We start from the raw sequence: 26,306 nt of genomic DNA, 5'->3' as shown, positions 1-26,306 counted from the left end.
TATGGCAGTAAAAACAGAAAGTAATTCGTATACAGTGATTTTCGCCATTATAATGGTGGTAATCGTAGGAGCTTTGCTCGCTGGTATTTCGTCAGCATTGAGCAGCGATATCAGTAACAATAAAAAGTTAGAAAAGAAACAAAACATTCTCTACGCTATGGGTGTAAATCACAACCAAGGTGAGCTCGGAGGTGGTAAAGTAGAGTTTCTTTCTACAACTGATGCTGAAAAACAGTTCCCTAACTATGTGAAAGAACAATACCTTATCAAAGGAAATACCGCTGAAAAAGTAGAAGGTGCTAACGACCTTATCAACTTCAATGGTCATCGCGAAGGTTTGCCTCTTTATGTAGGTGAAAAAGATGGAACTACCCTCTACATCATTCCCGTAAACGGACGTGGTTTGTGGGATGCTATTTGGGGATATATAGCCGTAGATAAAGACCTTATCGTACGTGGCGTTTTCTTTGACCACAAGGGAGAAACTGCTGGTTTGGGAGCTAATATCAAAGAACGTTTCTTTATGGACGACTTTATTGGGGAACACCTCTTAGATGCTGCTGGTAATTTCCAAAGCATTCAAATATCAAAAAGCAATGGTGACCCTGAAAACAAACGTAAAGAAGATGGGAAAATAGATGCTATTGCAGGAGCTACCCTTACTGGTAATGGAGTGCAAGCAATGATACGCGATGGCATAGAGCCTTATATATCCTATATTAAAAGTTTAAACAAATAAGAGACTATGGGACTATCAAAAAAAGATACAAAATTAGTAACCGACCCTTTATGGGATAACAACCCCGTAACGGTACAAGTATTAGGAATTTGTTCAGCTTTAGCGATTACAGCGCAATTGAGAGCCGCTATTGTAATGAGTCTTTCCTTTACCTTTGTACTTGTAATGGGTAACGTAACCATTTCTTTACTTAGAAATGTAATACCACCTAAAATCCGTATCATCGCCCAGCTAATTGTAGCAGCTGCTTTGGTAATCGTGGTGGACTTTGTGCTGAAAGCCTATGTGTACGACCTTAGCAAACAGCTATCGGTATATGTAGGGCTTATCATCACTAACTGTATTTTGATGGGACGCTTTGAGGCGTTTGCCTTAGGAAATCCTCCAGGAAAATCGTTCTTAGATGCTATTGGTAATGCAGGTGGTTATTCTATCGCTTTGCTTATCGTCGCCTTCTTCCGTGAACTATTAGGTTCAGGCACTTTGCTCGGTTTCCAAGTATTAGGAGACCCTATTAAGAAAACAGGTGTATATGCTTGGGGCTATGAAAACAACGGTTTTATGTTGTTAGCGCCTATGGCATTAGTAACTTACGGTATAGTAGTGTGGGTACAACGTTCACGTAATAAAGCCTTGATAGAAGACAGTCATTAATCATTTAAAAAGAAAAGAAAATGTTAGAATATTTAACACTGATTTTTAAATCGGTATTCGTAGAGAATATGATTTTCGCTACCTTCTTGGGTATGTGTTCGTACTTGGCTGTGTCTAAAAAAGTATCTACTGCCATAGGCTTAGGAGCTGCCGTTATTTTTGTACAGACTCTTACCGTACCTATGAACTACTTGTTGAACCAGTATATCCTCAAAGAAGGTGCTTTAGCTTGGTTAGGTCCAGAGTATGCTAATTATGATTTGAGCTTCCTTACCTATATCTTATTCATTGCCACTGTAGCTACGATGGTGCAGTTGGTAGAGATTATTGTAGAGAAGTTTTCTCCATCGTTATATAACTCGTTGGGTATTTTCTTGCCTTTGATAGCTGTAAACTGTGCTATCTTGGGAGGGTCACTCTTTATGCAATCACGTGAGGAAACTATTCACTCTTTTGGTCTTTCAGTAGCCTACGGGTTCAGTTCAGGATTGGGATGGGCTATCGCTATCTTAGCGTTGGCAGCTATCCGTGAGAAAATACGTTATTCACACGTACCTGCACCCTTGCGTGGCTTGGGTATCACCTTTATCACTACAGGGCTTATGGCTATCGGCTTTATGAGTTTTGGTGGTATGCTTACAGGTGGTAGCAGCAAAAAGGAAGCTAAAGAAGCTCCTAAACAAGAGACTACTATCCAACAAGAAGTTAAAACTGATAAATTAGCTCATAACACAAAAGATTTAAGCAATGATATTAGCAAGTGAAATATTAACAACTATTACGGTAACGGTAATAGGATTATTGGTAATAATCCTGCTGTTAGTAGCTATTTTGCTTTACGTAAAACAGAAACTAACCCCATCGGGACCTGTGAAAATTACAATTAATAAAGACAAAGTAATTGAAGTGCCTATCGGCGGTTCATTGCTTTCTACTTTGGGTAACGAGAAGATTTTCTTGCCATCAGCTTGTGGTGGTAAGGGTTCTTGTTTACAATGTAAATGCCACGTGTATGAGGGAGGAGGAGAGGCTCTTCCTACAGAAACGCCTCACTTTACAAAGAAGGAACTCAAAGAAGGTATGCGTTTAGCTTGCCAAGTGAAAGTAAAACAAGATATGCAAATAGGCGTACCAGAACAAGTGTTTGGTATCAAGAAATGGGAAGCTACTGTAGTGAGCAACTATAATGTGGCTTCGTTTATTAAAGAGTTTGTGGTAGAACTCCCAGAGGATATGGACTACAAACCAGGAGGATACATTCAGATTGAAATTCCTGCTTGTGAAGTTAAATATTCTGATATTGATATCACTGCACACCCTAAAGAACACCCAGGAGAGCCTGATAAGTTCAGAATGGAGTGGGATAAGTTTAAGTTATGGCCTCTTGTAATGAAGAATCCAGAACCGGCAGAGCGTGCTTACTCTATGGCTTCCTATCCAGCAGAGGGACGCCGTATAATGTTGAATGTGCGTATCGCTACGCCTCCTTTTGATAGAGCTAAAGGAGGATGGATGGACGTAAATCCTGGGGTAGCTTCTTCTTATATCTTCTCACGTAAACCAGGTGACAAGGTAACCATCTCAGGACCTTATGGCGAATTCTTCATCAATGATTCTAACGCTGAGATGTTATATGTAGGAGGGGGAGCTGGTATGGCGCCTATGCGTTCGCACTTGTATCACCTTTTTAAAACCTTAAAAACTAATAGGAAAGTTACTTATTGGTACGGAGGTCGTTCAAAACGCGAGTTGTTCTATGTAGAACATTTCCGTGAATTGGAGCGCGAGTTTCCTAACTTTAGATTCTTTATTGTACTTTCTGAACCACTACCTGAAGACAACTGGAAAGTGAAGAAAGATATTAATGATCCTGAAGGCGATGGCTTCTTAGGATTTGTTCACAACGCTGTAATTGAACAGTACTTGAGCAAACACGAAGCTCCAGAAGATATAGAATTGTACTTCTGCGGTCCTCCAATGATGAACAAAGCCGTTCAGAAAATGGGACAAGACTTTGGTATGCCCGATGAAAACATTCGTTTCGACGACTTTGGTGGTTAATAACTACCTGCATTATACAAAAATCCGACTTAGCGATAAGTCGGATTTTTTTATTATCTTTGCGACATAAAATTGATGTAAGTATGAAGAAAGAATCAAAATCAAAGATAATTGCACAAAAAGTAATTTATGCTGCTTTTAAAATACTGAAAGAAAATGGAGGTAAAATGCGAGGAAAACAGATAGTAGATGAAATTCGAAATACTACTTCCTTTGATGATTATGAGAACCATATTTTTGAAAAGACGGGTTATGTAAGATGGGAAGCAATTCTTAGTTTTTATACTATTGATTGTATGAAGGCGGGTTTTTTGACAAAACAGGCAGGGGTTTGGTATCTAACTCAAGAAGGGGAAGAAGCTATGAAACAAGGAGCTGAAAAGCTTTTAGAAATGGCAAATCAAAAGTATAGGGAATGGGATACTAAAAATAGGGTCAATAAAGATAAACCCTCAGATTTGGATAATGATACAGTGTCATTGAATGAAGAGAATACACAAAAACAGTCAGTTCTTTTAGAACAGTATGAAACAAGAGCATTAGAAGGAATTAGAGAATTTGTCATAGAAAAGAATCCTTACGAATTCCAAGATTTAGTAGCTATTCTTTTAAAGTCAATGGGGTATCATATTTCTCACATATCACCCAAAGGAAGAGATGGAGGAATCGATATTATTGCTTATACAGACCCTTTGGGAGTAATACCTCCTCGCATAATTGTACAAGTTAAGCATAAACCAGAATCTAAAATTTCCTCTGATGATATTCAAAGACTGGCAGGAACGATGAAGAGAAATACTGATGTAGGTATTTTTGTAACCTCAGGAGAGTTTAGTAATTATGCAATAAGTGAAGCACGAAATACAGATAAACATATTGAACTAATAGATTTTGAACGTTTTTTAGCTTTATGGCAGCAATACTATAACAAAATGTCTGATGATGAAAAAAATAGACTTCCCTTACACTCGATTTACTTTTTAGGGACTAATGATTAGTAAAATTAGAAATTGTTGTCTATCACATATATAAATTAGCTTATGTGTACGCGATATATTCACAAACATTAGAACAGAGGAATATTCTATTCGACTCTTAAACGAATAAAGAACGGTGTGGGTCGCATAGGTAGCAAGGTAGAGAGAGCTTAAACAAAGCTTATATGAACCTTATAGGAAAGACGAACAAAAGACGAACAAAAGACGAACAAAAGACGAACAAAAGACGAACAAAAGACGAACAAAAGACGAACAAAAGACGGTGCGAGCCGCACGGGCAAATGAACAAAGAACGAAGGAATAACGAAAAATAAACGGTGTAAGCTGCTCAGGCGAATGAACAATGAATGAAGGAATGATGAAAGATAAACAGAGTGAGCTTCGCAGACAGAAGAAGAATAAACAAAGAAAAGATGATTAAAAGAAGAACTTTTAATCATCTTTTTTGCTTGTGGAGAAGATGGGGCTCGAACCCACGACCTTTTGGCTGCCAGCCAAACGCTCTAGCCAACTGAGCTACATCCCCGTTTGCAAGCGCAAAGGTAAAATATTTTTTCTAATTACCAAACCTATTTGCGAAAAAAGTTATACTTTTGCCATAAAATTATAATAACAATGACTGATAGATTGCAAGGTTCGTTGTATACGAAAATAGATAAAAAACTGGCTATTACTACTTTTGGACACCCTAATGCGAACTCTTTCCCTTTGGAGTTGCTAAACAGACTTACCAAAGAAATTGATGCGCTTTCTGAAAATGAAGAAGTGAGTATTATACTCCTCAGGAGTGAAGGTGATAGAGCTTTTTGTGCAGGAGCTTCTTTTGACGAGCTTTTAGCTGTTACCAACGAAGAAGAAGGGAAACGATTCTTTGAGGGCTTTGCGCATCTTTTTTTAGCGATGCGTCGCTGTAAAAAACTTATTATTGGGCGCGCTCAAGGCAAGGCTGTTGGCGGAGGAGTGGGCTTACTCGCTACCTTAGACTATGTGTTTGCTACCGAAGCAGCGAGTATCAAGCTATCGGAACTCTCACTGGGCATAGGCCCTTTTGTGATTGCTCCTGCAATCTTACGTAAAGCCGGACAAGCAACGCTCAACGAACTTTTTATGGCTCCTGACCAATGGAAAAGTGCTTATTGGGCTCAACAAAAAGGGTTGATTGCTCGCGTGTTCGAAAATACAAAAGATATGGACGAAGCGATAGACCATTTTATAGATACGCTTCTGAAATCCAATCCAGTAGCTTTGTCGGAAATGAAACGCATCACTTGGCAACACACTGAGCATTGGGAACAAGAACTCATAAATAACGCAGCTATTTCAGGAAAATTAGTACTTTCAGAGCAAACAAGATTAATGTTAGAAAAATTGAAGAATAAATGAAAACAGAAGAAACCGTTTTAGAAATTAACCTTACCGCCTTAGAAAAAAACGTTCTTTACTTAAAAAGCCGACTCAAACCTACAACTTTGTTTTTGGGAGTGGTAAAAGCTTTCTCTTATGGGAATAATTCGGTGCCTATAGCTTTACATTTGCAAAAAAAAGGATTGGCGAATTACTTTGCCGTTGCTTACACTTCCGAAGGTAAAGCTCTGAGAGAAGCAGGTATTACACTTCCTATATTGGTGTTACACCCACAACCTATTAATTTTGATGATATTGTAAAATATCAATTAGAACCGACATTATATTCACAGCGTATTACAAAGCTATTCTTGGAGTATGCTGAGAAACACCATTTGGTAAAATATCCTGTGCACCTTAAATGTAACACAGGGCTTAATCGCTTGGGGTTTGATTTAAATGAAATAGACCAAGAGCTTACTTTGTTAAAAAATAATACTACAGTGACAGTGAAAACGGCTTATTCTCATTTAGCGGCTTCAGAGGATATGAATGAGAAAGAGTTTACTGAAAATCAGATTAAGACTTTTATTGCTTTTCAAGAAAAGATAAACAAAACTTTCTCTCATAAAGTAATTTACCACCAGTGTAATACTTCAGGTATACTGAATTATGCCCACGCTCAGTTTGATATGGTGCGTTGTGGTATAGGAATGTACGGCTTTGCCAATGACGCTCAGCTACAACAATATCTTACGCCTATTATGACTCTCAAAAGTGTTATCTCACAAATACACACTTTGCAAGTAGGTGATAGTTTAGGCTATAATCGAGGTTACATTGCTGACCATATTACTAAAACAGCCACTATACCAGTAGGTCACGCTGATGGAATCAACCGTATTTACGGTAAGGGGAAAGGCTTTGTATTTATCAATGGGAAGAAAGCGCCTATTATAGGTAATGTGTGTATGGATATGATATTGGTAGACGTTACTAATATTCCTTGTGAAGAGGGAGGAGAGGTAATTGTATTTGATAAAGAGCATACAGCTGAGACATTGGCTGAATCGGCAGGGACAATTTCGTATGAACTTATTACCTCTATGGCGCACAGAATCAAGAGAGTATATATAGAAGAGTGAAAAGTGTAAAAAATAATACCTAAAAAATTTTGGTATATAAAAAAAAGGTTGTACTTTTGCACCCAGAAATCGCGGGATAGAGCAGTAGGTAGCTCGTCGGGCTCATAACCCGAAGGTCACTGGTTCGAGTCCAGTTCCCGCTACAAAATAGGCGTAATTAGTCTGGTTTAAAGACTGATTACGCCTAACTTCTTAAAATAAGTGTGTCGGATTTGTGGCTATTTTTCTGCACGAGGAAGGTAGCCGTAAATAGAAAACATCTCTTCACTTTTTATATAAAGTAATTTAGTAATATTTAATTTAACGCTATAGATATTTTTAATGTGCCTTATATTATTTGTTAGATAAAATATTATTGAAGTCGTATTTTATTTCTGCAAAAAGAAAAGTTTTTACAACTTAAAAAACATCTAAAATGCATTTGGGTAAAACTTTAACAAGACTTTAACATAGTGTAAAATATTGGAAATGAAAAACCTATATTTTTTTTGATTTAAAAACGTAAAAATATATACTTTAATGATGTGTAATTAAAAAAAAAAGATTACTTTTGTCGCACTAACTCTGTATACATAATATACATATTAGTTTTAAGAATAGCAGTTTTATATACCATAGTTTAATAACTAATGATAATGAAAAAGTTTTTATCAGCAATTTTGTTTTTGATGTTCGCAGGAGTTGCGTCAGCTCAATGTATAGACGTAAAAGTAACGCCTACGGCGGGTACTTGTTACTCCGATGCACAGCTAAAGGTAGAGGCAAAGCCAGTATCACCTCTTCCTTCGGGTTGTCCTGCGCCTGGTAGTGAAGGTTATTTTGTACGCTTAGAGGGTTACGGAACTGATTCAGGTTTAGAGAGAATGGCAGGAGGTACCTCAGGGCAATATACTTTTACTAGTTTAAATCCTGGTAACTATACGGTAACAGTATATGATGCGAAAAATGGGAACTCTGAAGCTAAAAGCGTAAAGGTTATTTCTAGCTATAAGATAATGAATATCCAGAGTCTACAAGCCATTGCTCCTGCCTGTAATAAGAACAATGGTGGTGTGAAATTTAAAATACCTAATGGAGGTATAGGTCCTTTTGAGGTAACCCTACTTGATATGAGTGACCAAGTGCTGGTGCCTGCACAAACCTTTACTCGTCCTGCAGGTAACAATTATATAGAAGTAAGAGGAAATAATTCTCATAAGGTACTTCCAAATACTTTTATAAAGGTGAAAATAAAAGATATTACAAATGTACATAACAACTGTGGTGAGGAACGCATACTTCCAAAAGTACAAATTCCAGCTTTACAAAATGACTTTAGTTGTATTGACATAAGAATTAGCAATCGTTATTTAACGAGAAGTAGAACTGATTGTAATAAATATGAAGTTGAATTAAAAATAAAAGAAGTAGGACCGGTGGATCGTTGGCTAACTCAGAATCCGAATGTAACATATTCAGAGATGAAAAGTTTCTTTACTCAACCTGGTAGAGCCGTGGTGCGCTTTTTAAACAGTTCTAAACCGCAAGTAGATATTTCTAGTACTTTTGATGGTTATGGTTTTAAATTGAAATTCCCCTCTTTTATTGAAAAAGGTGATGAAGTAGAGATTATTATAAAGGGACCTAATAATACGATTACTGAGCGAGTACGTTTTAATGAGGAAATCACAACTCCTTTGTGTGATGCCTTTAGAACTAGTAATGATTCTTATAAGAAAAATAAACCAGGTTCCTGTGGAAATTTTGAGCAACGTTTATCTCTTAGTTATTATGCGATAGGAGGATTTTGGAGAGAACTACCTAACTTGGATGGGGGTACTTATTACTATGATGTAACTTGGCCAGTAGCTCCCTTTGAAATAGGGCAATTTAAGTTAGAAAAGAGTACAACTGGTAATTCTGCAGGACCTTGGGTAGAAATACCGATAGTGGCAGGGAACAACCCTGGAGCGGGACAAGCAGGATGGACAAGTAATACTATTTATTTAGATAAGGTAGGAGAAGGACTTTATAGGCTTACCTATAAAGACCCTATAGGATGTAGAGGAACTTGTGTTAAAGAAAAATATATAGAATATATAGATAAAACTACCTCTAATCCGATTGAGAAAATATGGAACTATTTAAAAATAGGCTATGGTAGTTATGAAGGGACAGGAGCTTTTCGTTTTGAAGAAATAGGTGATAATAAATTTTATTATCCATTGAAATTTAAGATAGAACCTGTAGATGGTACTAAATCGGTTACTTATCAAGGAAAATTGGCCTTAGGAAGCTCTGTTACTCGTACTATTACATATCCAATAAATTATACGAATGAAGGTGATATTAGAAATTTTGGTTGTACCAATTTGCCTTCTACTAATTATAGAATAATAGTAACGGATGCTTGTAGTAATACTACTACACGAGATTACGTGCTTCCAGCAATGCGATATAATCCAATCTTGAAATATGAAAGAGATTGTGAAGTAGGAAAGATTATTTTTGACATAGGGCGATTAGTGAATAATACTGGATCCGATTCAGAAAAAGTATATATAGAACGAGATGTAGTAGACGCTTATGGCAATCACTCTTGGCAACCTGTGAAAGTAAATGGTAATGATAGTTATATAAAGAATAGTAAAGGAGAATTTATTAATTTATTGACTGGGAAATATAGGATATTTTCCGACTGGGATAATAAGTATGGTTTTATTCCTTCTTCTACTTTTGGAATTTATAGAGTTCATAGTTTAACAGATCCTACTATGCCTCCTATAAATAGCGAAAATTACCAAGAGATCTCTATTCCAGAGATGGAGAAATTAAACCCTATTTTAAACCCTGCAGTATGTAATAGTGGTAGCAACACTGGTATGATTTCAGTAGATTTAACAGGACAGCAAGTGGCTTTCCCTGTTACCTATGAGCTGTACTCTAAACCGAGTGCTACTTCTACTCAAACTACTTTTGTAAAAAAAGCAACTTACCAGCAGTCACAAAACCAATATTATCATATTTTCTCTAATTTACCTATGGGGCACTATATGGTGAGGACTATTCACCGTTGCCAAACAGTAAATAAAGATATTGAGATAAATAGTACTGGTGATTTTGATCCTTATTTATTAGTGGATAAATCAGGATTATGCGAAACTAATACAGTTAAAGTATTTCTTGGAGTATCAGGACATCTTTTTGATATCCGATGGTTTAAGCTTGATGCTAATGGACAAAAAACTACTTCGTCTCCACTTCAATCGGGACCTTCATTCTCTGAGGATATTACGACCACTACTCACTATTTGGCTGAATATAACTTGAAGCCAGGTATAGGTTGTGGTAATGCTAAAGTATACACTAAATCTACTACTGTACAGGTGGCTTCAGGAAGTGATGCCATTAAGTTTAGAACACCTTGTCCTAATGATATTACAGTTTTTGCTGATCAGGGAGCCTGTGGTAAATCGGTAAATTGGCAAGAGCCTTCGGCTTATAACACTTGTAGTGGTACTATCACTACTACAAAGAGCCATACACCTCCATATTATTTTAATATAGGAGTTCATACCGTTACCTATGCGTTTTCTGATATAAAAGGAAATACTATTAGTTGTTCTTTCACTGTTACAGTGAAATCTAACGCTACTAAACTAAAATCGAACCATCGTTATACTGATACTTCGGGGAATACTATCACTCAGTTGACCCCTAATCAGGAGTTCTTCTATGTACTTACTTATCAGAACGACGGTTCAGAAAATATCAATAAAGCAACTATAAATGTAAAACTTCCTGCTAATACTACCGTAGTTACTAATGGTAACCCTGACCTTAATGGGGCAGGTGATGGTACAGTGAATAATCCTCTTCCTCAAAGTAGCTATAATAATGCTACTAAGAGCTATCAGTTTGTGATAGGAGGTACAGCAGGAGGTGTACAGCTGCAATCTACGCTTAAAGCAGGAGACCCTGCTCGTGTGATTCGTATTCCTCTTAAACTTGTAGGCGATTGTAATGACTTTTTAAAACCTTGTGAGAACTTCTTGAAAACGTCTATGAATATAGACTACGAAGGAGGAGCAGCGGGTTGTACAGGAAATCAACAAACGGAAGCAGGTACTAAAACAATCATCATAAATACTACGGATTGCAATCGTCAGGAAGTGTTCTGTGGTACTGGAGCGATGACTTTTGAAGCTGTAGGAGGCTTTACAAGTTATCAATGGTATAAGGATGGAAACCTCCTACCAGGAGAAACAAAACAATCAATCGTTGCTAATTCACCAGGTGTTTATAAGGTAGAGAAAACGAATTTTTGCGAGGGAGTTTCAGTAGTAACAGTAGAAACTATCAACTATCAAGGTATTTCACCTTCTACCGACCCTATTCGTGCACAAGCTCAGAATATAGGGGTAACTTGTCCTGGTGATGGTAGTTGGACAAGCCATTTCTACTTCTGTCAAGGAGGAAGTAAGAATATTACAGTAAGCTATAAAAACACTGCTTTTGAATGGCAACAATGGAGTGGAGGTTGTACAGAAACTTCTCCTGATTGTCGCAATACCGATGATAATTGTTGGAATCCGGTACATTCTAACGCTACCTTTACAGCTAATAGTGCTGGTAAATATCGTTTACACTTGAAAGATTGTAATGAAAACTTCTATTTTGAAGTATTTACAGCAGGATTAAGTGGTAACCTTACTGATAAGATTGATGAAACAAACTATTCACAAGGTTCAGTGAGATTAACTCTTAGCACCAGTGGTGTAAACTATAAGGTAGAAATCTACAAAGGAGGTGTATTTCTAAGAACTGACAATATCAATACAAATGATTATCGTATTCCTAACTTGCGACAAGGTACTTATGATATTAAGGTTACCTCAGTACAAATACCAGGTTGTGAGTATAATGGTAATGTAACGATAGATAAGCTCACTGAAATGACAATGACTGCTGCCTTCAAAGGTTGGAAAGATTGTAACACTGCTAAATTACAACTTAAAGCCGAAGGTGGTAAACCTACTTATCGTTTCTATATTTGGAGTATCAATGGAGTACAACAATTTGCTGACGAACAAACGGCAATTACTTCTGCTTCACCTATTGCATTACAGTTAGGACACCAAACAAGCGTAGATGTAGATGTGCCAAATATTACCCAAGTAGGAGAATATGTATTTATAGTAGGTGATATGGATAATGGTAAGTTTGCTTTGTCTAACAAGGTAACGATTACACCACCAGATCCACATAGCTATACCTTGTCGGTAACTCAAGAAATTGAGTGTGAAAGCAATCCTAATAGTGGACACATCAATATGATATTCCCAGCAGGTAGCCAACACCAAAATCGTACTATTAACTTGTATAAGTTAGATAGTAATGGTAATCGCATCACACCTGCTTTCAAGACAAGTTCAGGAGGATTATTTACTGGTTTGCCCGCAGGAAGCTATGAGATAGAAATGAAATCGAATGTAGGGGGTAATATATGTACTTACAGTCAGAAACCTATTGTAATTGCCCCTACTAAAGACCCTCTTAGAGCTTTTGCAGGAGTAGTAGCCGATAAAGATTGCGATGCAAGTAATCAATATAAAATAGCGGTAAACAATGTTGCAGGAGGCACACCTCCTTACCGTTATAGTTTTGATGGAGAAACTACTTATGGAACCAACAACGTTGGCTTTATGGGAGGTTCTGGTAATGTGTATGTAAAAGATAGCAAGGATTGCCGTATTGTTATCCCTGTGAATATTGTTGCACAAACCGTACCGACTCTTACCGTTGCTAACCCTATTACCTATCGTTGTGATAATGGTTATGGAATGGTAACTGTAACGATAGCTTCAACTACTAGTCAAACTTATGAATACAGTATAGATGGTAGTGGTAAAACAGCTATCGCAGGTAATACTTTCAGTAGATGGTTAGCGCCAGGTACGCACTCTATTACTGTGTACTATAAAACTTTGAATACAGCTACTACGCCTAATGTACTATACGTAGAAGATTTTGGCAAAGGTGCTAATGAGTGCTTATCAGGAGCCACTACAGGTTTAGTATGTAAGACTGATGGTGACTTAGCTGATGGTAATTATGTAGTTACTAAACAAGTAGGAACTAATGCCTCTTGGGTACCATCGCCTACTGACCCTTCGGGAGGACGTTATTTGGCTATTGCAGGAAATGGTAGTAGCGAATTAGTGTATGAAAAACGCATTACAGGAGCAACTGCTCTTACTCCTATAACTGTAAGTTTTGATGCCTTGAATCTTATTTCAAGTGCCTCAGGAGTAGCACCTCGTTTCAGCGTAGAATTACACAAGAGCGATGGAGCACTGCTTCGTGGCAAGAATGTAGGCACTGTGAATGCTACAAGCTGGAAGAATGTAAGTATTACCTTTACCGAAGCTGAATTGACAGGTCTTACCGATGGTACTCTTATCGTTAAGATTGTAAATACAGCGGCTGCAAGTTATGGTAACTTAGGCAATGATTATGCTGTGGATAATATTAAAGTAGCCCAAGCTACACAATATTGTGCTTCACAAGTTTCTCAATTAGTGAATATTGAGAAATTCAAACAAATGCGTATTGAGAAATATGGTACTGAGAAGAATGTAAGCTGTAAAGGTGCTAGTGATGGACAAGTGCGTATTAGAGTAATAAATCCAGCTTCTAATACTGTTAAATATTCTATTGACCCTCACCAAGCAGTTTGGACTACGACTACCCTTGACGCACAAGGAGTCTTTACCATTACAGGATTAAGTGCTACTCAAAACGGTGTAGTAGCTGTACAAGATGCTAATAATCCAAACTGTATTACTACCTTACAAACGGGTTACAAGATAGGAGAACCTACCTCTATTGTACCTACTGCCGTAGTAATGGAGAAAATAACTTGTTACAATGGAGGAAAGGCTAAAGTAAAAGTATCGGCTACGGGAGGTACACCAGGTTATCAGTATCAAGTGGGATTGGTAACAGGTACTTTAAGTGCTCCACAGCCAGCTACTAAAACGCCTAACCCTTATGAGTTTAATAACCTTGTAGCAGGAACCTATAGTTTAGTAGTAACTGATGCTAATGGCTGTAAAACAGAAACTACTTTTGAGATTGAAGATAAAGCTACTATTTCAGCGACTGCCGAACCTCAATCTTACTGTTATAGAACAGGAGATGAGAAGAAAGTAGTTATTACAATGCTCAGTGGTAATGGCAATTATAAAGTACAACGTGTAGGAGGAGCTATCTATTCATTCAACACTAATAGCTATGTATATCCTGATGCTTTGCCAGCAGGAAACCATACCTTTGTTATAACTGATGGATTTGGTTGTAGTACAACTGTTACTACCCAAGTATACGACCCATTGACATTACAGGTATCGCCTACTACCCAACAGTATGCTGATTGTAAAGGAGGTAGTGTAACCTACACCCTTACAGCACAAGGCGGTATCCCAACAGCAATGAAAGAATTTAAATACAGTGTAGATAATGGTGTAACTTATACTACCATAGCTACGGCTCCTTCACAAGCTACTGTAGCAGTGAGCGTAGCCACTACTACTGTTATTAGATTCCAAGTAACCTATAAACCTGACGGTAGCGAATGTACTGCTGAACGTTACATCACTTTATTAAGCGATTCACCTCGCTTCTTGAAACCGTTCACTACTACCAAAGCTACTTGTGGAAAAGCGAATGGTTCAGTAACAATTACACCAAATGATTACTATGTAGGTACTGCTTCGTATACCTTAGTGATTAAAGATACTGGAGGAACTGTACAATCAGCTACTGCTTTAGCACAAGGTAACTATGTAGCTGAATTAACTGATAATCGTGGTTGTGTGGCTACTCAAAACTTTACTATTGATGCAGTACCACAACTTACCGCTACAGCTACGGTTACCAAACAAATGGGCTGTACATCAGCAGCAGCTGATTTAGCGGCTATCACTGTAACTCTTGTTAATGGAGGAGGTACTCCACCTTTTGCAGTACATTTGAGAAATAACTTGAACGGTTATGAAAGTACACATACTTTAACCGCTTCTAATAATATGCCAACAGAGTTCACTGGTTTGGATTATGGTAATTATGATATTACCATTACTGATGCTAATAGTTGTGAAACTAAACTTAGCACTGTAATTAATCCTAATTCTAATGTAATGTCTATCACTGCTGAAACACCTACAAGTTGTACAACTACAAGTAGTATGGTTATTAAGGCAAGTAATGGCACAACATTCAGTGCAACTACTAATGCTTACTTTGCTGTATATCGCCCAGGAATTGTGAATCCACCAAATACGGCTACTGCACAACAATTGACAACCGCCAACCTCAATGGAGGAACTGATACGTGGTATAGAGGAACTGCTTCTGGTACAGGAGTAGCTGTGAAAATACCAAACTTAACACCTGGTGTTCAATATACCTTTGTGGTGTACAACATCACAACAGGTTGTAGATATACTCAACAAGCTACTATGCCAGTGCCTACGGCTTCTACATTGGGTGCTACCTTACAAGTAGCCAATGTGAAATGTGCAGGAGGTAATGACGGTACAGTAAGCTATACCTTAACAGGTTTCCAAGGTAGCACAACAGCTATTACTTGGAAGATATTCAGAGAAGATAATCACCAACAAGTAGGTGCAGGAGGAAGTGTAACAGCTCCGTTCCATATCACACAAAACACCAATAGTAATTTGCCAGCAGGTAAATACTATATTGAGTTTACTGAAAATACAGGTTGCGTGAAAGCCTTCCCATTTGAAGTAAAACGCTCAGCGGTGCCATTACAAGTATCTACTATAGCTACTCAGAAAGCCTCTTGTAGTACACTTGGTCAAGCGTGGTTGAATATCAAAGGAGGTACTGCAAGCTATACTTATGGTTATGTAACCGCAGGTGGAGCTTATAACCCAGCGGTAATGACAGGCACTACGCAAGCTTCTACTTACATCAACTTGCCAGCAGGTAACTGGGATGTATATGTAAGCGATGCTTATGGCTGTATACAGCACGCTGCTGTAACCATAGGAATGTTTGATGTACCAAGTATATCGGATGTTACAGCCTTGAATTGCCAAGCCTATAACAATATAACAGGTAAGATACCAGTGAGAGTGACCCTCAACCAGATAGGTCAAGGTAACCACTATTACACCTTAGATGGTAGTGCTGATCAGCCTGTGGTTTGGACAATAGCTAATCAAGCCTTTGAGGTAGAAGTAAGCCCATTAGTAAATCACACTATCGTTGTGAAAGATGTGAATGGTTGTGCTACTAGTACAACATTCAGTACTACGGCTATCATCACCGCTACGGCTACCGTGAGCAAAGTAAAAACGTGTGCTACACCTACGGCTGAAATAACCGTAGTAGCCACTGGAGGTACAGGTGTATACAGCTATACCTTAGAGCGTTTAGATAACGGTTCGTTAGCAGGTGAAATTATTAGAGAGAATATAGCCTTGCCAGCAGGTGGTGTGGTAACTATTACCAACCCAACTGAGGCTGCTACCTACCGCATCAGTATATTTGATGCTGAAACACGCGATTGTCCTATCGTGAAAGAAGTTCAAGTGGTAGACCCAACACCTATCGACCCATCGACTATAGTAGCTCAAGCTTATAACGAAAAATGTAACTTAGGTCTCACAGCTACCCCAACAGGAAGCATAGACGTAGCTATCCCTACCGACCCTGATACCTATACATTTAGAATTACAAGTGCCATAGACTTAACCGATGGTAGCAACGTAACGGTAACTACTACACCTTCGACCGCAGGAACTCATAATGCTACCTTTACACAGCTACGAGGTACTACGCAAGGGGTAAGATACCAAATAACTGTTACTAATAGTACGGGTTGTACCGCAATGGTAGAAACAATACTTACTTCACCAGAGCCTTTGAGCTTTGATGCAGATGTTCTTTCAGCTACTCAATATGTATGTGAGGGAGGTGCAGGAATGACTACACCAAAAGTAAGCGTAGATGTAACTAAGATACGAGGAGGTATACCACCTTATACTACTGAGTTCTTTGACGGAGCAGGTAATAGTTTAGGTACAGGTACTGAGTACACCTTAACAAACCTCAATGGAGGTAGCTTCTACGTAAGCATAAAAGACGCTTCAGGCACTTGTAGTACTAATACTGCTAGCGTAACAGTAGCTCCTGCCTTTGCTCTTACCTCAATGAGCATTACTACAACTACCTCAGTAACTTGTGTGGTAGATGAAGTGATAAATATTAGCTTAACGGTAACGCCTACTTATATAGCAGGCACTCCATTGCGCTATACTATCCGAGGTACTGATAATGGATTTGTGGCTATTACTTCTACCACTGCTACTACTCTTAGTGTACCACTTACAGGTTCAAGTGGCTTTGGTAATAGCAATTATACAATAGAAGTAATTAATGAACGTACTGGTTGTAGCATTACAGGCGTACACAGTATTAGACAGCCTAATACTTTTGCGATAGAATCAACTAACCCAGTGAGAGCGGTTTGCCATAACGATAATGGTTCTATCACACTCGGATTAGTGGATACAGACCTTTCTAACGGCGATCAATCAACAAATGGATATACTTATACCATTACCTCAGTGGGAGCTACAGTAGCTACTTCTACTTCGGCAACGATACCAGCAGGTACACGTAGCTTTACTGTGAACTTGAAAGGTGGTTCATATGATATTGAAGTAACAGTGAATGGAGTAGGATGTAAAGTACCGAAAACACGCTTTACTATTCCTTCTAACCCTGCTGAGATAGAAGTGAGAGATGCTCGACAAAAAGTATCTGTCGATTGTGCTAATAAGAACGGGGTAGCAGCCTTAACAGTAGTAGGAGGTCAAGAAACCTTTACTGTAACACTTACTCCTGTAGGAGGTGGTACTCCACACGTACAAACTAATGTGAGAGCAGGTGCTCCAGGAATTGAGTTTGGTGGCTTAGACGCAGGTAGCTATATTATATCAGTAACCGATGCCTTAGGTTGTGCAACCGCTACAGGTACTTTGAGTGTGACTATTGACCCATATAGTGGTATCAATACCTCTACTATTTCAGTAACCACAACTCCAATCACTTGTATTGATGCTGATGATGGTACTCTTAAAGTAACAGGTGTAACAGGAGGAGCACGTCCTTATCACTATATTTTAGTGAGAACATCGGCAATGGGCAGTGATTTACCTGAAATAGCTACTAATGAAGGTGAAGCAACCTTTACAGGTATTAAACCAGGTACTTACCGTGTGGATATAGTAGATGCTAAGAACTGTTCAGTAACCGTAGCAGGAAGCTATACCTTTACGAATCCGCAACCTATTACTGCTGATATTGATGTGACTAACTCAACCTTCTTTACTTGCTATGGTGAGAATGGAGGAAGCGTAACAGTTCACAATATCGCAGGCGGTACAGGTTCTTATACAGTGAATATCGTGAGAGCTGATAATAACCAAAAGATAGACGGACGCTCAGGAGTAACAGCAGGTTCATCAGAAACGTTCTCAGGATTAGCTCCATCACCTAAGAACACTTATTATCAAGTAGTGATACAAGATACTAATAAGTGTACGATGACTAAGACACTTAGCTTTACTGTAGAAGAGTTCCCTGATATAGCTATAAGCTATGTAGAACAAGAAGGTACTTGTGAAATGAATACTAATAACTATGTAGACCATTTGATAGTACGTTTCAGAAATACAGAAGTAGATTACTCTAAGATAACTTATAGTCTTAACGGTACGGCAAGTCGGACAGCCTTTACTCGTACGGTAGGTAATATAGCTTATATCGATAACTTTGATAGAACAACCCGCACTCAAACTATTCATATACATTACACTGCGGTAGCTCCTATCACAGGATATTGTACAACAAGCAAGACCTTTACGGTAGATCAAATCACTCCGCTTGTATTGAGTCAGGTAACCAACACTACCCTCAATACGATAGAAGTGATAGCTACAGGAGGGGTAACTAGCACAGTGAAGGGCTATACTTACTACTTCAACGGAGTAGATAGTGGCGATAACCGTGTATACAAAATCAAGCATAATGACCCTGAACGAATAGATAATGGCAGACGCATTAAAATCATAGAAGTGAAGGTGGAAGATGCACAAGGTTGTGTACGTACAATGACGATAGAAAAAGAATATCTTGACATTGAAGTACCGAACTTCTTCACCCCAGATGGCGATGGAATTAACGATGTTTGGAAACCTAAAAACTTAGACAACAACGTGAATGCTCGCTTCTACATCTTCGACCGCTATGGTAGACGTGTAGCACTGCTCAGATCAGGAGAGGGTTGGGATGGTACTTACGACGGTCGTAGCTTACCAGCTGGTGACTACTGGTATATCATTGAGGTGAACGATGAATTATACGACAAACGTGAGTTCTATGGCAACTTTACATTATACCGATAATCGTTAATAGTTTTCATAACTAAAAAGAGCTGTTCAGCAATGAACAGCTCTTTTTTTTAATTTATTATGGGAATTCAACGTAAAAAGAGTAAGGCTAAAGCCTTAAAAAAAATCAAACAAGTAGAAGCTTAGCTTTTTAAGACAAATTGATTAAAGAGGGTTGATTACTTGGTGACCTTTGAGAGGAATGGAGAGTATTTTAGAACAGCAGACAAGTGTTTTGTGGATTGCTCAGCTTTGCCACTGGATTTTAAGAATAATAAAAATATAGCTGTAAATCATAAAATAGATGACCCAACAAAGATTTCTGTAAAATACAATATATTATAACAAATTTTTTCGTAACTTTGTAGCATAAAACTTTAAAAGCAATATAACTATGAAAATCAAAACATTTTTAGCACTACTGCTATTGGTGATAGTGGGGTGCGGTTGCTCAAAAGCAGACAAGGATACTTCTCCTGAGGCTGTGATTGTAAGAGAAATTCCTCAAGAGCAACTCTTGGGAATTAATCTTGAGAAAGATACTCTAAAAGTAATCCAGAGTAGGAAAGAATTACAAGATTTGTTTCCTAATCAGAATCTAGGAGAAAGAACTATTTTTAAAGAAATAGATTTTTCTACACAGACTGTTTTATTAGGAAGTAAGTTTTTTGTTCATACTTATGGGGTGAAATCTTACGATTTTAGAAAAAAAGGGAATAATGAGTATACTCTCGAAGTTGGTCTTTCGGATACATTTTTTACTCAACCAAGAGTACTTTATTATGGTATTATAGTGAAGAAAATATCTGACAATGCTAATATAAGTTTTAACATTCAAAAAAATAATTAAAATGAAAACAAAAACATTTTTAGCACTACTGCTATTAGTAATAGCGGGGTGTGGTTGCTCAAAAAAAGATAACTTTAAAGCGGTACCTTTTAGAACATTGTTTAGTGGTTGCAATCCTCCTGATTTAGAATATATCAATAAAAAGGAAATTATTTCTAATGAAGTTGAATTGCAAAAAATTGGAGAAGTGTTAAGACTCACCACAGAAACTATAAACAGTTTTAAAATTAATTTCTCACAAAAGCAAGTAATTATTATTTGGGGAAAGGAAGAACGCTATACACCTTCTTCTATTAATGTAACTTCTGTTGCAGAAGATAACACTTCTATTGTAGTTCATACGGTTAGTGAAGTTAAAGGATTGGGGGCTGCTTTCAGCTGTCCTTTCTGTATAGTTGAGATTCCTAAAACTAATAAAAACATTACATATAAAAATAAAGCGTTATGAAAAAGCTCATTTTCTATATATCAGCTCTTTTTTATTAAACTCATCGTAATTGAGTACTTGCCTATCTATTTGTTTAGTAAAATTGCTATGCAAAGTAGTGCTGAGAATATCGCTACTAAAAGGGTAGTAGGGGCAGGTACTTTTATTGCTAAAAATACTGTAAAAAGTACTAATAACACGTTTATAGCAAGTACATAACGAAAAGTAATAGGCAGTTGTAACTGATAGTGTAAGCCATTGGCTAAACCCGCAAAAATAAGTGCTAACCCTGCACTGAAAAACCAAAAGGCTTCTGCCGAAAGTTGGTCGTATTTCTTGAAACTAAGTGCTGAATGGGCTATGCCCAATAGCATAATTCCAATAATAGCAAACGCATAGAATATTTTCATCGGTATAAAAGTTTATAATTACTTTGCAAAGATACGAATTGAAACTGAATTAATACCATAATACCAAAAATGTCAATAAAACTGATTAATATCAGAAATGCCAGAAATACCAATAATACCCAATCAATGACGGTGTGAGGTGTGAGCCATACTGGCAGGTGTGAGCCACACAAGCGGGTAAAATTAGTAAATGGGTTAATTAGCAAATTAGCAAATGGGGGATGGGAAATAAAATAATGTAGATTTAGAGAGCTTATAGGAAGCCTTATTTAATGATTAATGGTTAATGGTTAATGATTAATTTGGGAGAAGCTTATAGGAAAGACGAACAAAAGACGAACAAAAGACGAACAAAAGACGAACAAAAGACGAACAAAAGACGAACAAAGAACGAACAAAGAATGTACGGGCAGATGAGGGAAAGACGAAGGAGGAGCGATGCTAAAGCGAAGGTAAGTTGAAGTTGAGGTAAAGATAAAAAGATGATTATTGGAGGTTTTTAACTTTGTTAGAGTTTCAAACTTCTGCAAAGTTTATACATAAACGAATGATGAATGAAAGAAACCTGAGTAGCAGGGTGGAGATAGGGTGTTTTATAATAGTTTAAAAGTTCATTTTATTAGGGTTTTATTTATTTGTAAAAATTTTGCATCATTAAAAATAAGCTTTTAAAAGGATATTCAGTAAAAAAACTCTTTGCATATTGGTGCTAAATCAAAAATATTATGTACTTTTGCCCCAAATTTACATAGTGGGCTTTGTGAAAAAACTACTTATTGGAGTTAATAATCACTATGTGAGTTATATAAAAATTAAATTGGAGAATTACGATGGAGAAAATAACCGCTGCCATTACGGCTATCGGAGGCTATGTACCAGAAGATGTTCTAACCAATGAAATGTTAGAAAAAATGGTAGATACTAACGATGAGTGGATTTACACCCGTACAGGTATCAAAGAAAGACGCATACTTAAAGACCCTAATAAAGGTTCATCATTTTTAGGAATTGAAGCCGCTAAAGACCTTATTCGCAAAACAGGTCTCGACCCCAAAGAAATAGACTTAGTTATTTTGGCTACGGCTACCCCTGATATGCCTGTAGCCCTTACAGGTCCTTATGTAGCGTCGCAAATAGGCGCTGTGAATGCTTTTTCATTCGATTTGCAAGCTGCGTGTTCGAGCTTCCTATTTGGGGTTTCGGCAGCTGCTAAATACATAGAATCAGGGCGTTATAAAAAAGTACTCTTGGTGGGGGCAGATAAGATGTCGTCTATCATAGACTATACCGATAGAGCTACTTGCATTATCTTCGGCGATGGGGGAGGGGCTGCACTTTTTGAACCTAACTATGAAGGTTTAGGTGTACAGGACGAACTCTTAAGAAGTGATGGTATAGGACGTAACTATTTGTACATTAAAGCAGGAGGTTCTCTCTGTCCGACTACCGCTGAAACAGTGGCTAACAAAGACCATTTTGTATTCCAAGACGGTAAAACGGTGTTTAAATATGCGGTTACAGGAATGGCTGACATAGCAGAGGAGCTTATCAAACGGAACGGTTTGACCTCAAACGAAGTGCAATGGCTTACGCCTCACCAAGCTAATAAACGTATTATTGATGCTACTGCCGAGCGTATGGGATTACCTGCTGAAAAAGTGATGCTCAACATTCACAAGTACGGCAATACAACTTCGGCAACCATCATCTTAGCTCTTAACGACTATGAAAACCAACTCAAAAAAGGAGACAATATAGTATTGGCAGCCTTTGGGGGAGGTTTCACTTGGGGAGCTATTTACTTAAAATGGGCATACGACGGAGCCCTTTATCACAAATAAGGAACAACCATTGAGAAAAATACAATACACGTATGGATTTAAGAGACATTCAAAATTTAATTAAGTTTGTTGCCAAGTCGGGGGCAAGCGAAGTGAAATTGGAAATGGAAGATGTAAAAATCACCATTAAAACGAACCCTGATGAAAGTGGCAAAGAGCAAGTGTTTGTACAACAATTGCCCGTAGCACAACAGCTACCGCAATTGCCTTTGCAACAGCAAGTGCCTGTACAACAACTTCCTACAGCTGAACCTGCTGACAGCAAACCAGCAACACCTGCCGATGACGATAGCAAATACATTACTATCAAATCGCCGATGATTGGTACTTTTTATCGTCGTCCTGGTCCAGACAAACCGCTATTTGTGGAAGTAGGTTCTACCATAGCCAAAGGTAGTGTGATTTGCATTATTGAGGCGATGAAACTCTTCAACGAAATAGAATCAGAAGTTTCTGGTAAGATAGTTAAAATATTGGTTGATGATTCTTCACCTGTAGAATTTGACCAGCCATTGTATTTAGTGGATCCTTCATAAACCAAACAATTATGTTTAAAAAAATATTGATAGCCAACCGTGGAGAAATTGCCTTACGCGTGATACGTACGTGTCGCGAAATGGGTATCAAATCGGTAGCCGTATATTCTACTGCCGATGCTGACAGCTTGCACGTGCGTTTTGCCGATGAAGCTGTGTGTATAGGTCCTCCACCCAGCAAAGATTCATACTTAAAAATACCTAATATTATAGCCGCTGCCGAAATTACCAATGCCGATGCCATACACCCAGGCTACGGATTTCTTTCGGAAAATGCGAAATTTTCGAAGATTTGTGCAGAACACGGCATTAAGTTTATAGGCGCATCGCCTGAAATGATTGAAAAAATGGGTGATAAGGCATCAGCTAAAGCGACTATGAAAGCCGCAGGAGTGCCTACCGTACCAGGTTCTGACGGGCTCGTAGAATCATTGGAGCACGCTAAAAAGATAGCAGCAGAAATAGGCTACCCTGTGATGCTGAAAGCTACTGCCGGTGGGGGAGGTCGCGGTATGCGCGATGTATGGAAAGAGGAAGACCTCGAGAAAGCCCTCAACAGCGCGATGCAGGAAGCAGGAGCTGCCTTTGGTAACGATGCGATGTATATGGAAAAGCTGATTGTAGACCCTCGTCACATTGAGATACAAATCGTAGGCGACCAATACGGCAAGGCTTGTCACCTTTCAGAACGCGACTGCTCGATACAGCGTCGCCACCAGAAACTTACCGAAGAAACGCCGTCGCCTTTTATGACGGACGACCTTCGCAAGCGTATGGGAGAAGCTGCAGTGAAAGCTGCTGAGTTTATTAAATATGAAGGGGCAGGAACGGTAGAGTTCTTGGTAGACAAAGACCGCAATTTCTACTTTATGGAGATGAATACTCGTATACAAGTAGAGCACCCTATCACTGAACAGGTGATAGACTACGACCTTATTCGCGAGCAGATATTGGTAGCTGCCGGAGTGCCTATCTCAGGTAAGAACTACACGCCTAAACTCCACGCCATAGAGTGTCGTATCAATGCGGAAGACCCTTATAACGACTTCCGTCCGTCGCCAGGTAAGATTACCACCTTGCACGCCCCAGGAGGTCACGGAGTGCGCCTCGATACTCACGTGTACAGTGGTTATGTAATTCCGCCTAACTACGACTCGATGATTGCGAAACTCATCACTACAGCGCAAACCCGTGAGGAAGCAATTGCCAAGATGAAACGCGCCTTAGACGAGTTTGTAGTAGAAGGAGTGAAAACCACGATTCCGTTCCACTTGCAACTAATGGACGACCCCGATTACTTAGCAGGCAATTACACTACTAAGTTTATGGAGGATTTCCAGATGAAACCCCAAGTGTCAGAATAATGAAGTAGAAATGATTATATAAAGAAAGGGACTGTCTAACTCAAGAGAAAGATAGTCCCTTTTGTATAGTTACAATACTATGATATATCTTGTTGTATATTTTATTTGTTGGGTATTAGCTGTTGTACTGTATGCTTTTTCTTTCGATGAAAGCTTTGTATATACCGCATTATACACTCATTTGGTTTATGGGGTAGGCTTTTTCGGGTTGTTTAACTTTGTAGGGCACTCGGTACTCAGTGAGAAAGTAGCTAAAACCATAGGATGGATATCTAATGGTTTTCAAAAAGAATTGGGGTTTGTGTCGTTGGGGATTGGTATTTGTGGTATATTGTGCCATTGGTTTCGCGACGGATTCTGGTTGGCAACGGCTATTCCGTTTAGTGTATTCTTGATAGGAGCAGCCTTGTTACACATCGCTGAGATGAAGCGAAAACACAATTTCAACAAAGGGAACGTATGGATTATTCTTCCTGATTTGCTAATGTCCTTAACGTTATTAATATTGTTTATACTGAATTAGAGATGAAACTGATAGCAATGATACCTGCTCGCTACGGAGCGACCCGCTTTCCTGCAAAGCTGATGCAAGACCTTTGTGGCAAGCCTGTAATTGTACATACTTATGAACGTGTAGCTGATACCCGTTTGTTTGACGAAGTGTATGTGGTAACTGATGACGACCGTATAGAAAAAGTGATACGGGAGGTAGGAGGCAAAGTAATTCGCAGTAAAAAAGAACACAATAGTGGCAGTGACCGTTTGGCAGAAGCTTCAAGAGATTTAGACGTAGATATTATTGTAAATGTACAAGGAGATGAGCCTTTTACCGATAAAGAAAACTTACAAAAAGTAATTGATATTTTTGTTAAAGACCTTACTAAAAGCATAGCGGTAGCAAGCCTAATGGAGCGTATTACCGACCCAGATGATATTGCAAACCCAAACAATGTGAAGGTAGTAGTGAACAAATTTGGAGAGGCGCTCTATTTTTCGAGGAATATCATTCCCTTTCCTCGCGACCCTAACGCCGAGGTATCTTATTATAAGCACATAGGTATTTATGCCTATCGCAAAGAAGCATTACAACAGTTCACCGAGTTACCTCCTTCCTTATTAGAAGAAACGGAAAAATTAGAACAGCTTCGTTACTTAGAAAATGGGTTTAAAATACGTTTAGCACTTACCAATATTCCTACCATAGGGATTGATACCCCCGAAGATTTGGAGAGAGCACGTAAGCGATTGATTACACAAAAGTGATAAAAATAGAGATAAAAAGACTAAAATTGAGGGAAATAAAGCAGAAATTTAGCAAATTATTAACATTGATTATCAGATGTTTATAAAAATGTTGATAACTTATTAATAAAAAAATGCTGTAAAGTTTCTTTTTTTCTATATCTTTGCTACGTCTAAAGAAGTGTGAAGACACGAATAGAGCGACCTAATTAATAACGAATTAAACAA

General features: G+C 38.3%; 18 protein-coding genes and 2 tRNA genes. 18 read left to right on the top strand and 2 right to left on the bottom strand.

Annotated elements, in window-relative coordinates; all coding sequences use genetic code 11:
* Position 1: 1 nt before the first annotated feature.
* The 6 genes from ACSQ7D_RS08935 to ACSQ7D_RS08910 all read left to right on the top strand — a co-directional run bounded on the left by ACSQ7D_RS08935 (position 2) and on the right by ACSQ7D_RS08910 (position 4,766).
* Positions 2 to 739 carry a Na(+)-translocating NADH-quinone reductase subunit C gene (locus tag ACSQ7D_RS08935; protein WP_009421015.1) on the top strand — a complete coding sequence of 246 codons (738 nt, stop codon included), beginning with the start codon at positions 2 to 4 and terminating at the stop codon, positions 737 to 739.
* A gap of 6 nt (positions 740 to 745) precedes the next feature.
* Positions 746 to 1,393 (top strand): NADH:ubiquinone reductase (Na(+)-transporting) subunit D, encoded by a 648-nt coding sequence (locus ACSQ7D_RS08930; RefSeq protein WP_009410220.1) that lies wholly within the window; start codon positions 746 to 748, stop codon positions 1,391 to 1,393.
* Positions 1,394 to 1,413: 20 nt separating this feature from the next.
* A complete protein-coding gene (gene nqrE / locus ACSQ7D_RS08925; protein ID WP_009410221.1) occupies positions 1,414 to 2,157 on the top strand; it encodes an NADH:ubiquinone reductase (Na(+)-transporting) subunit E in 744 nt (247 codons plus the stop codon).
* Positions 2,141 to 3,454 (top strand): NADH:ubiquinone reductase (Na(+)-transporting) subunit F, encoded by a 1,314-nt coding sequence (gene nqrF, locus ACSQ7D_RS08920; protein ID WP_009410222.1) that lies wholly within the window; start codon positions 2,141 to 2,143, stop codon positions 3,452 to 3,454. Before nqrE ends, nqrF begins: the two co-directional genes overlap by 17 nt.
* An 83-nt stretch (positions 3,455 to 3,537) precedes the next feature.
* The gene (locus ACSQ7D_RS08915) at positions 3,538 to 4,452 is read left to right on the top strand and encodes a restriction endonuclease (RefSeq protein ID WP_437136004.1); all 915 of its coding nucleotides are present in this window, start codon (positions 3,538 to 3,540) and stop codon (positions 4,450 to 4,452) included.
* Between the two features lie 164 nt (positions 4,453 to 4,616).
* Positions 4,617 to 4,766 carry a hypothetical protein gene (locus tag ACSQ7D_RS08910; RefSeq protein WP_437136003.1) on the top strand — a complete coding sequence of 50 codons (150 nt, stop codon included), beginning with the start codon at positions 4,617 to 4,619 and terminating at the stop codon, positions 4,764 to 4,766.
* Between the two features lie 138 nt (positions 4,767 to 4,904).
* Here ACSQ7D_RS08910 and ACSQ7D_RS08905 read toward each other — a convergent pair.
* Positions 4,905 to 4,978, bottom strand: a tRNA-Ala gene (locus ACSQ7D_RS08905).
* 89 nt (positions 4,979 to 5,067) lie between these two features.
* Between ACSQ7D_RS08905 and ACSQ7D_RS08900 the strand changes: the two genes are divergently transcribed.
* From ACSQ7D_RS08900 to ACSQ7D_RS08875, 6 genes are all read left to right on the top strand, one after another.
* Positions 5,068 to 5,835 (top strand): enoyl-CoA hydratase/isomerase family protein, encoded by a 768-nt coding sequence (locus ACSQ7D_RS08900; protein ID WP_437136002.1) that lies wholly within the window; start codon positions 5,068 to 5,070, stop codon positions 5,833 to 5,835.
* Positions 5,832 to 6,941: an alanine racemase gene (gene alr / locus ACSQ7D_RS08895; RefSeq protein ID WP_437136001.1), complete on the top strand. Its 1,110-nt coding sequence runs from the start codon at positions 5,832 to 5,834 to the stop codon at positions 6,939 to 6,941. The genes ACSQ7D_RS08900 and alr overlap by 4 nt, the downstream gene beginning before the upstream one ends.
* Positions 6,942 to 7,011: 70 nt before the next feature.
* Positions 7,012 to 7,084 (top strand) — tRNA-Met (locus ACSQ7D_RS08890).
* Positions 7,085 to 7,570: 486 nt separating this feature from the next.
* Complete coding sequence (locus tag ACSQ7D_RS08885) at positions 7,571 to 19,423, top strand: T9SS type B sorting domain-containing protein (protein WP_437136000.1); 11,853 nt, start codon at positions 7,571 to 7,573, stop codon at positions 19,421 to 19,423.
* A 379-nt stretch (positions 19,424 to 19,802) separates the two neighbouring features.
* Positions 19,803 to 20,258, top strand: coding sequence for a hypothetical protein (locus ACSQ7D_RS08880; RefSeq protein WP_437135999.1), 456 nt, complete (start codon positions 19,803 to 19,805; stop codon positions 20,256 to 20,258).
* A gap of 1 nt (position 20,259) precedes the next feature.
* Positions 20,260 to 20,706: a hypothetical protein gene (locus ACSQ7D_RS08875; RefSeq protein ID WP_437135998.1), complete on the top strand. Its 447-nt coding sequence runs from the start codon at positions 20,260 to 20,262 to the stop codon at positions 20,704 to 20,706.
* A 65-nt stretch (positions 20,707 to 20,771) separates the two neighbouring features.
* Here ACSQ7D_RS08875 and ACSQ7D_RS08870 read toward each other — a convergent pair whose 3' ends face one another.
* Positions 20,772 to 21,095: a hypothetical protein gene (locus tag ACSQ7D_RS08870; RefSeq protein ID WP_437135997.1), complete on the bottom strand. Its 324-nt coding sequence runs from the start codon at positions 21,093 to 21,095 to the stop codon at positions 20,772 to 20,774.
* A gap of 293 nt (positions 21,096 to 21,388) precedes the next feature.
* Here ACSQ7D_RS08870 and ACSQ7D_RS08865 point away from each other — a divergent pair, with 293 nt between their 5' ends.
* The 6 genes from ACSQ7D_RS08865 to kdsB all read left to right on the top strand — a co-directional run bounded on the left by ACSQ7D_RS08865 (position 21,389) and on the right by kdsB (position 26,099).
* Positions 21,389 to 21,556 carry a hypothetical protein gene (locus tag ACSQ7D_RS08865; protein ID WP_437135996.1) on the top strand — a complete coding sequence of 56 codons (168 nt, stop codon included), beginning with the start codon at positions 21,389 to 21,391 and terminating at the stop codon, positions 21,554 to 21,556.
* Positions 21,557 to 21,925: 369 nt separating this feature from the next.
* Positions 21,926 to 22,936, top strand: coding sequence for a beta-ketoacyl-ACP synthase III (locus ACSQ7D_RS08860; RefSeq protein ID WP_437135995.1), 1,011 nt, complete (start codon positions 21,926 to 21,928; stop codon positions 22,934 to 22,936).
* Between the two features lie 32 nt (positions 22,937 to 22,968).
* Positions 22,969 to 23,472: an acetyl-CoA carboxylase biotin carboxyl carrier protein gene (accB, locus tag ACSQ7D_RS08855; protein ID WP_002672720.1), complete on the top strand. Its 504-nt coding sequence runs from the start codon at positions 22,969 to 22,971 to the stop codon at positions 23,470 to 23,472.
* A gap of 11 nt (positions 23,473 to 23,483) precedes the next feature.
* Positions 23,484 to 24,836 (top strand): acetyl-CoA carboxylase biotin carboxylase subunit, encoded by a 1,353-nt coding sequence (gene accC, locus ACSQ7D_RS08850; RefSeq protein WP_437135994.1) that lies wholly within the window; start codon positions 23,484 to 23,486, stop codon positions 24,834 to 24,836.
* A 79-nt stretch (positions 24,837 to 24,915) separates the two neighbouring features.
* Complete coding sequence (locus ACSQ7D_RS08845) at positions 24,916 to 25,359, top strand: DUF6790 family protein (protein WP_437135993.1); 444 nt, start codon at positions 24,916 to 24,918, stop codon at positions 25,357 to 25,359.
* 2 nt (positions 25,360 to 25,361) lie between these two features.
* Positions 25,362 to 26,099, top strand: coding sequence for a 3-deoxy-manno-octulosonate cytidylyltransferase (gene kdsB, locus ACSQ7D_RS08840; RefSeq protein WP_315011305.1), 738 nt, complete (start codon positions 25,362 to 25,364; stop codon positions 26,097 to 26,099).
* The last annotated feature ends 207 nt before the right edge of the window (positions 26,100 to 26,306 follow it).

The sequence above is a fragment of the Capnocytophaga sp. G1920 genome (genome assembly GCF_051417515.1).
This window is presented reverse-complemented; position numbering and strand designations above follow the sequence as displayed.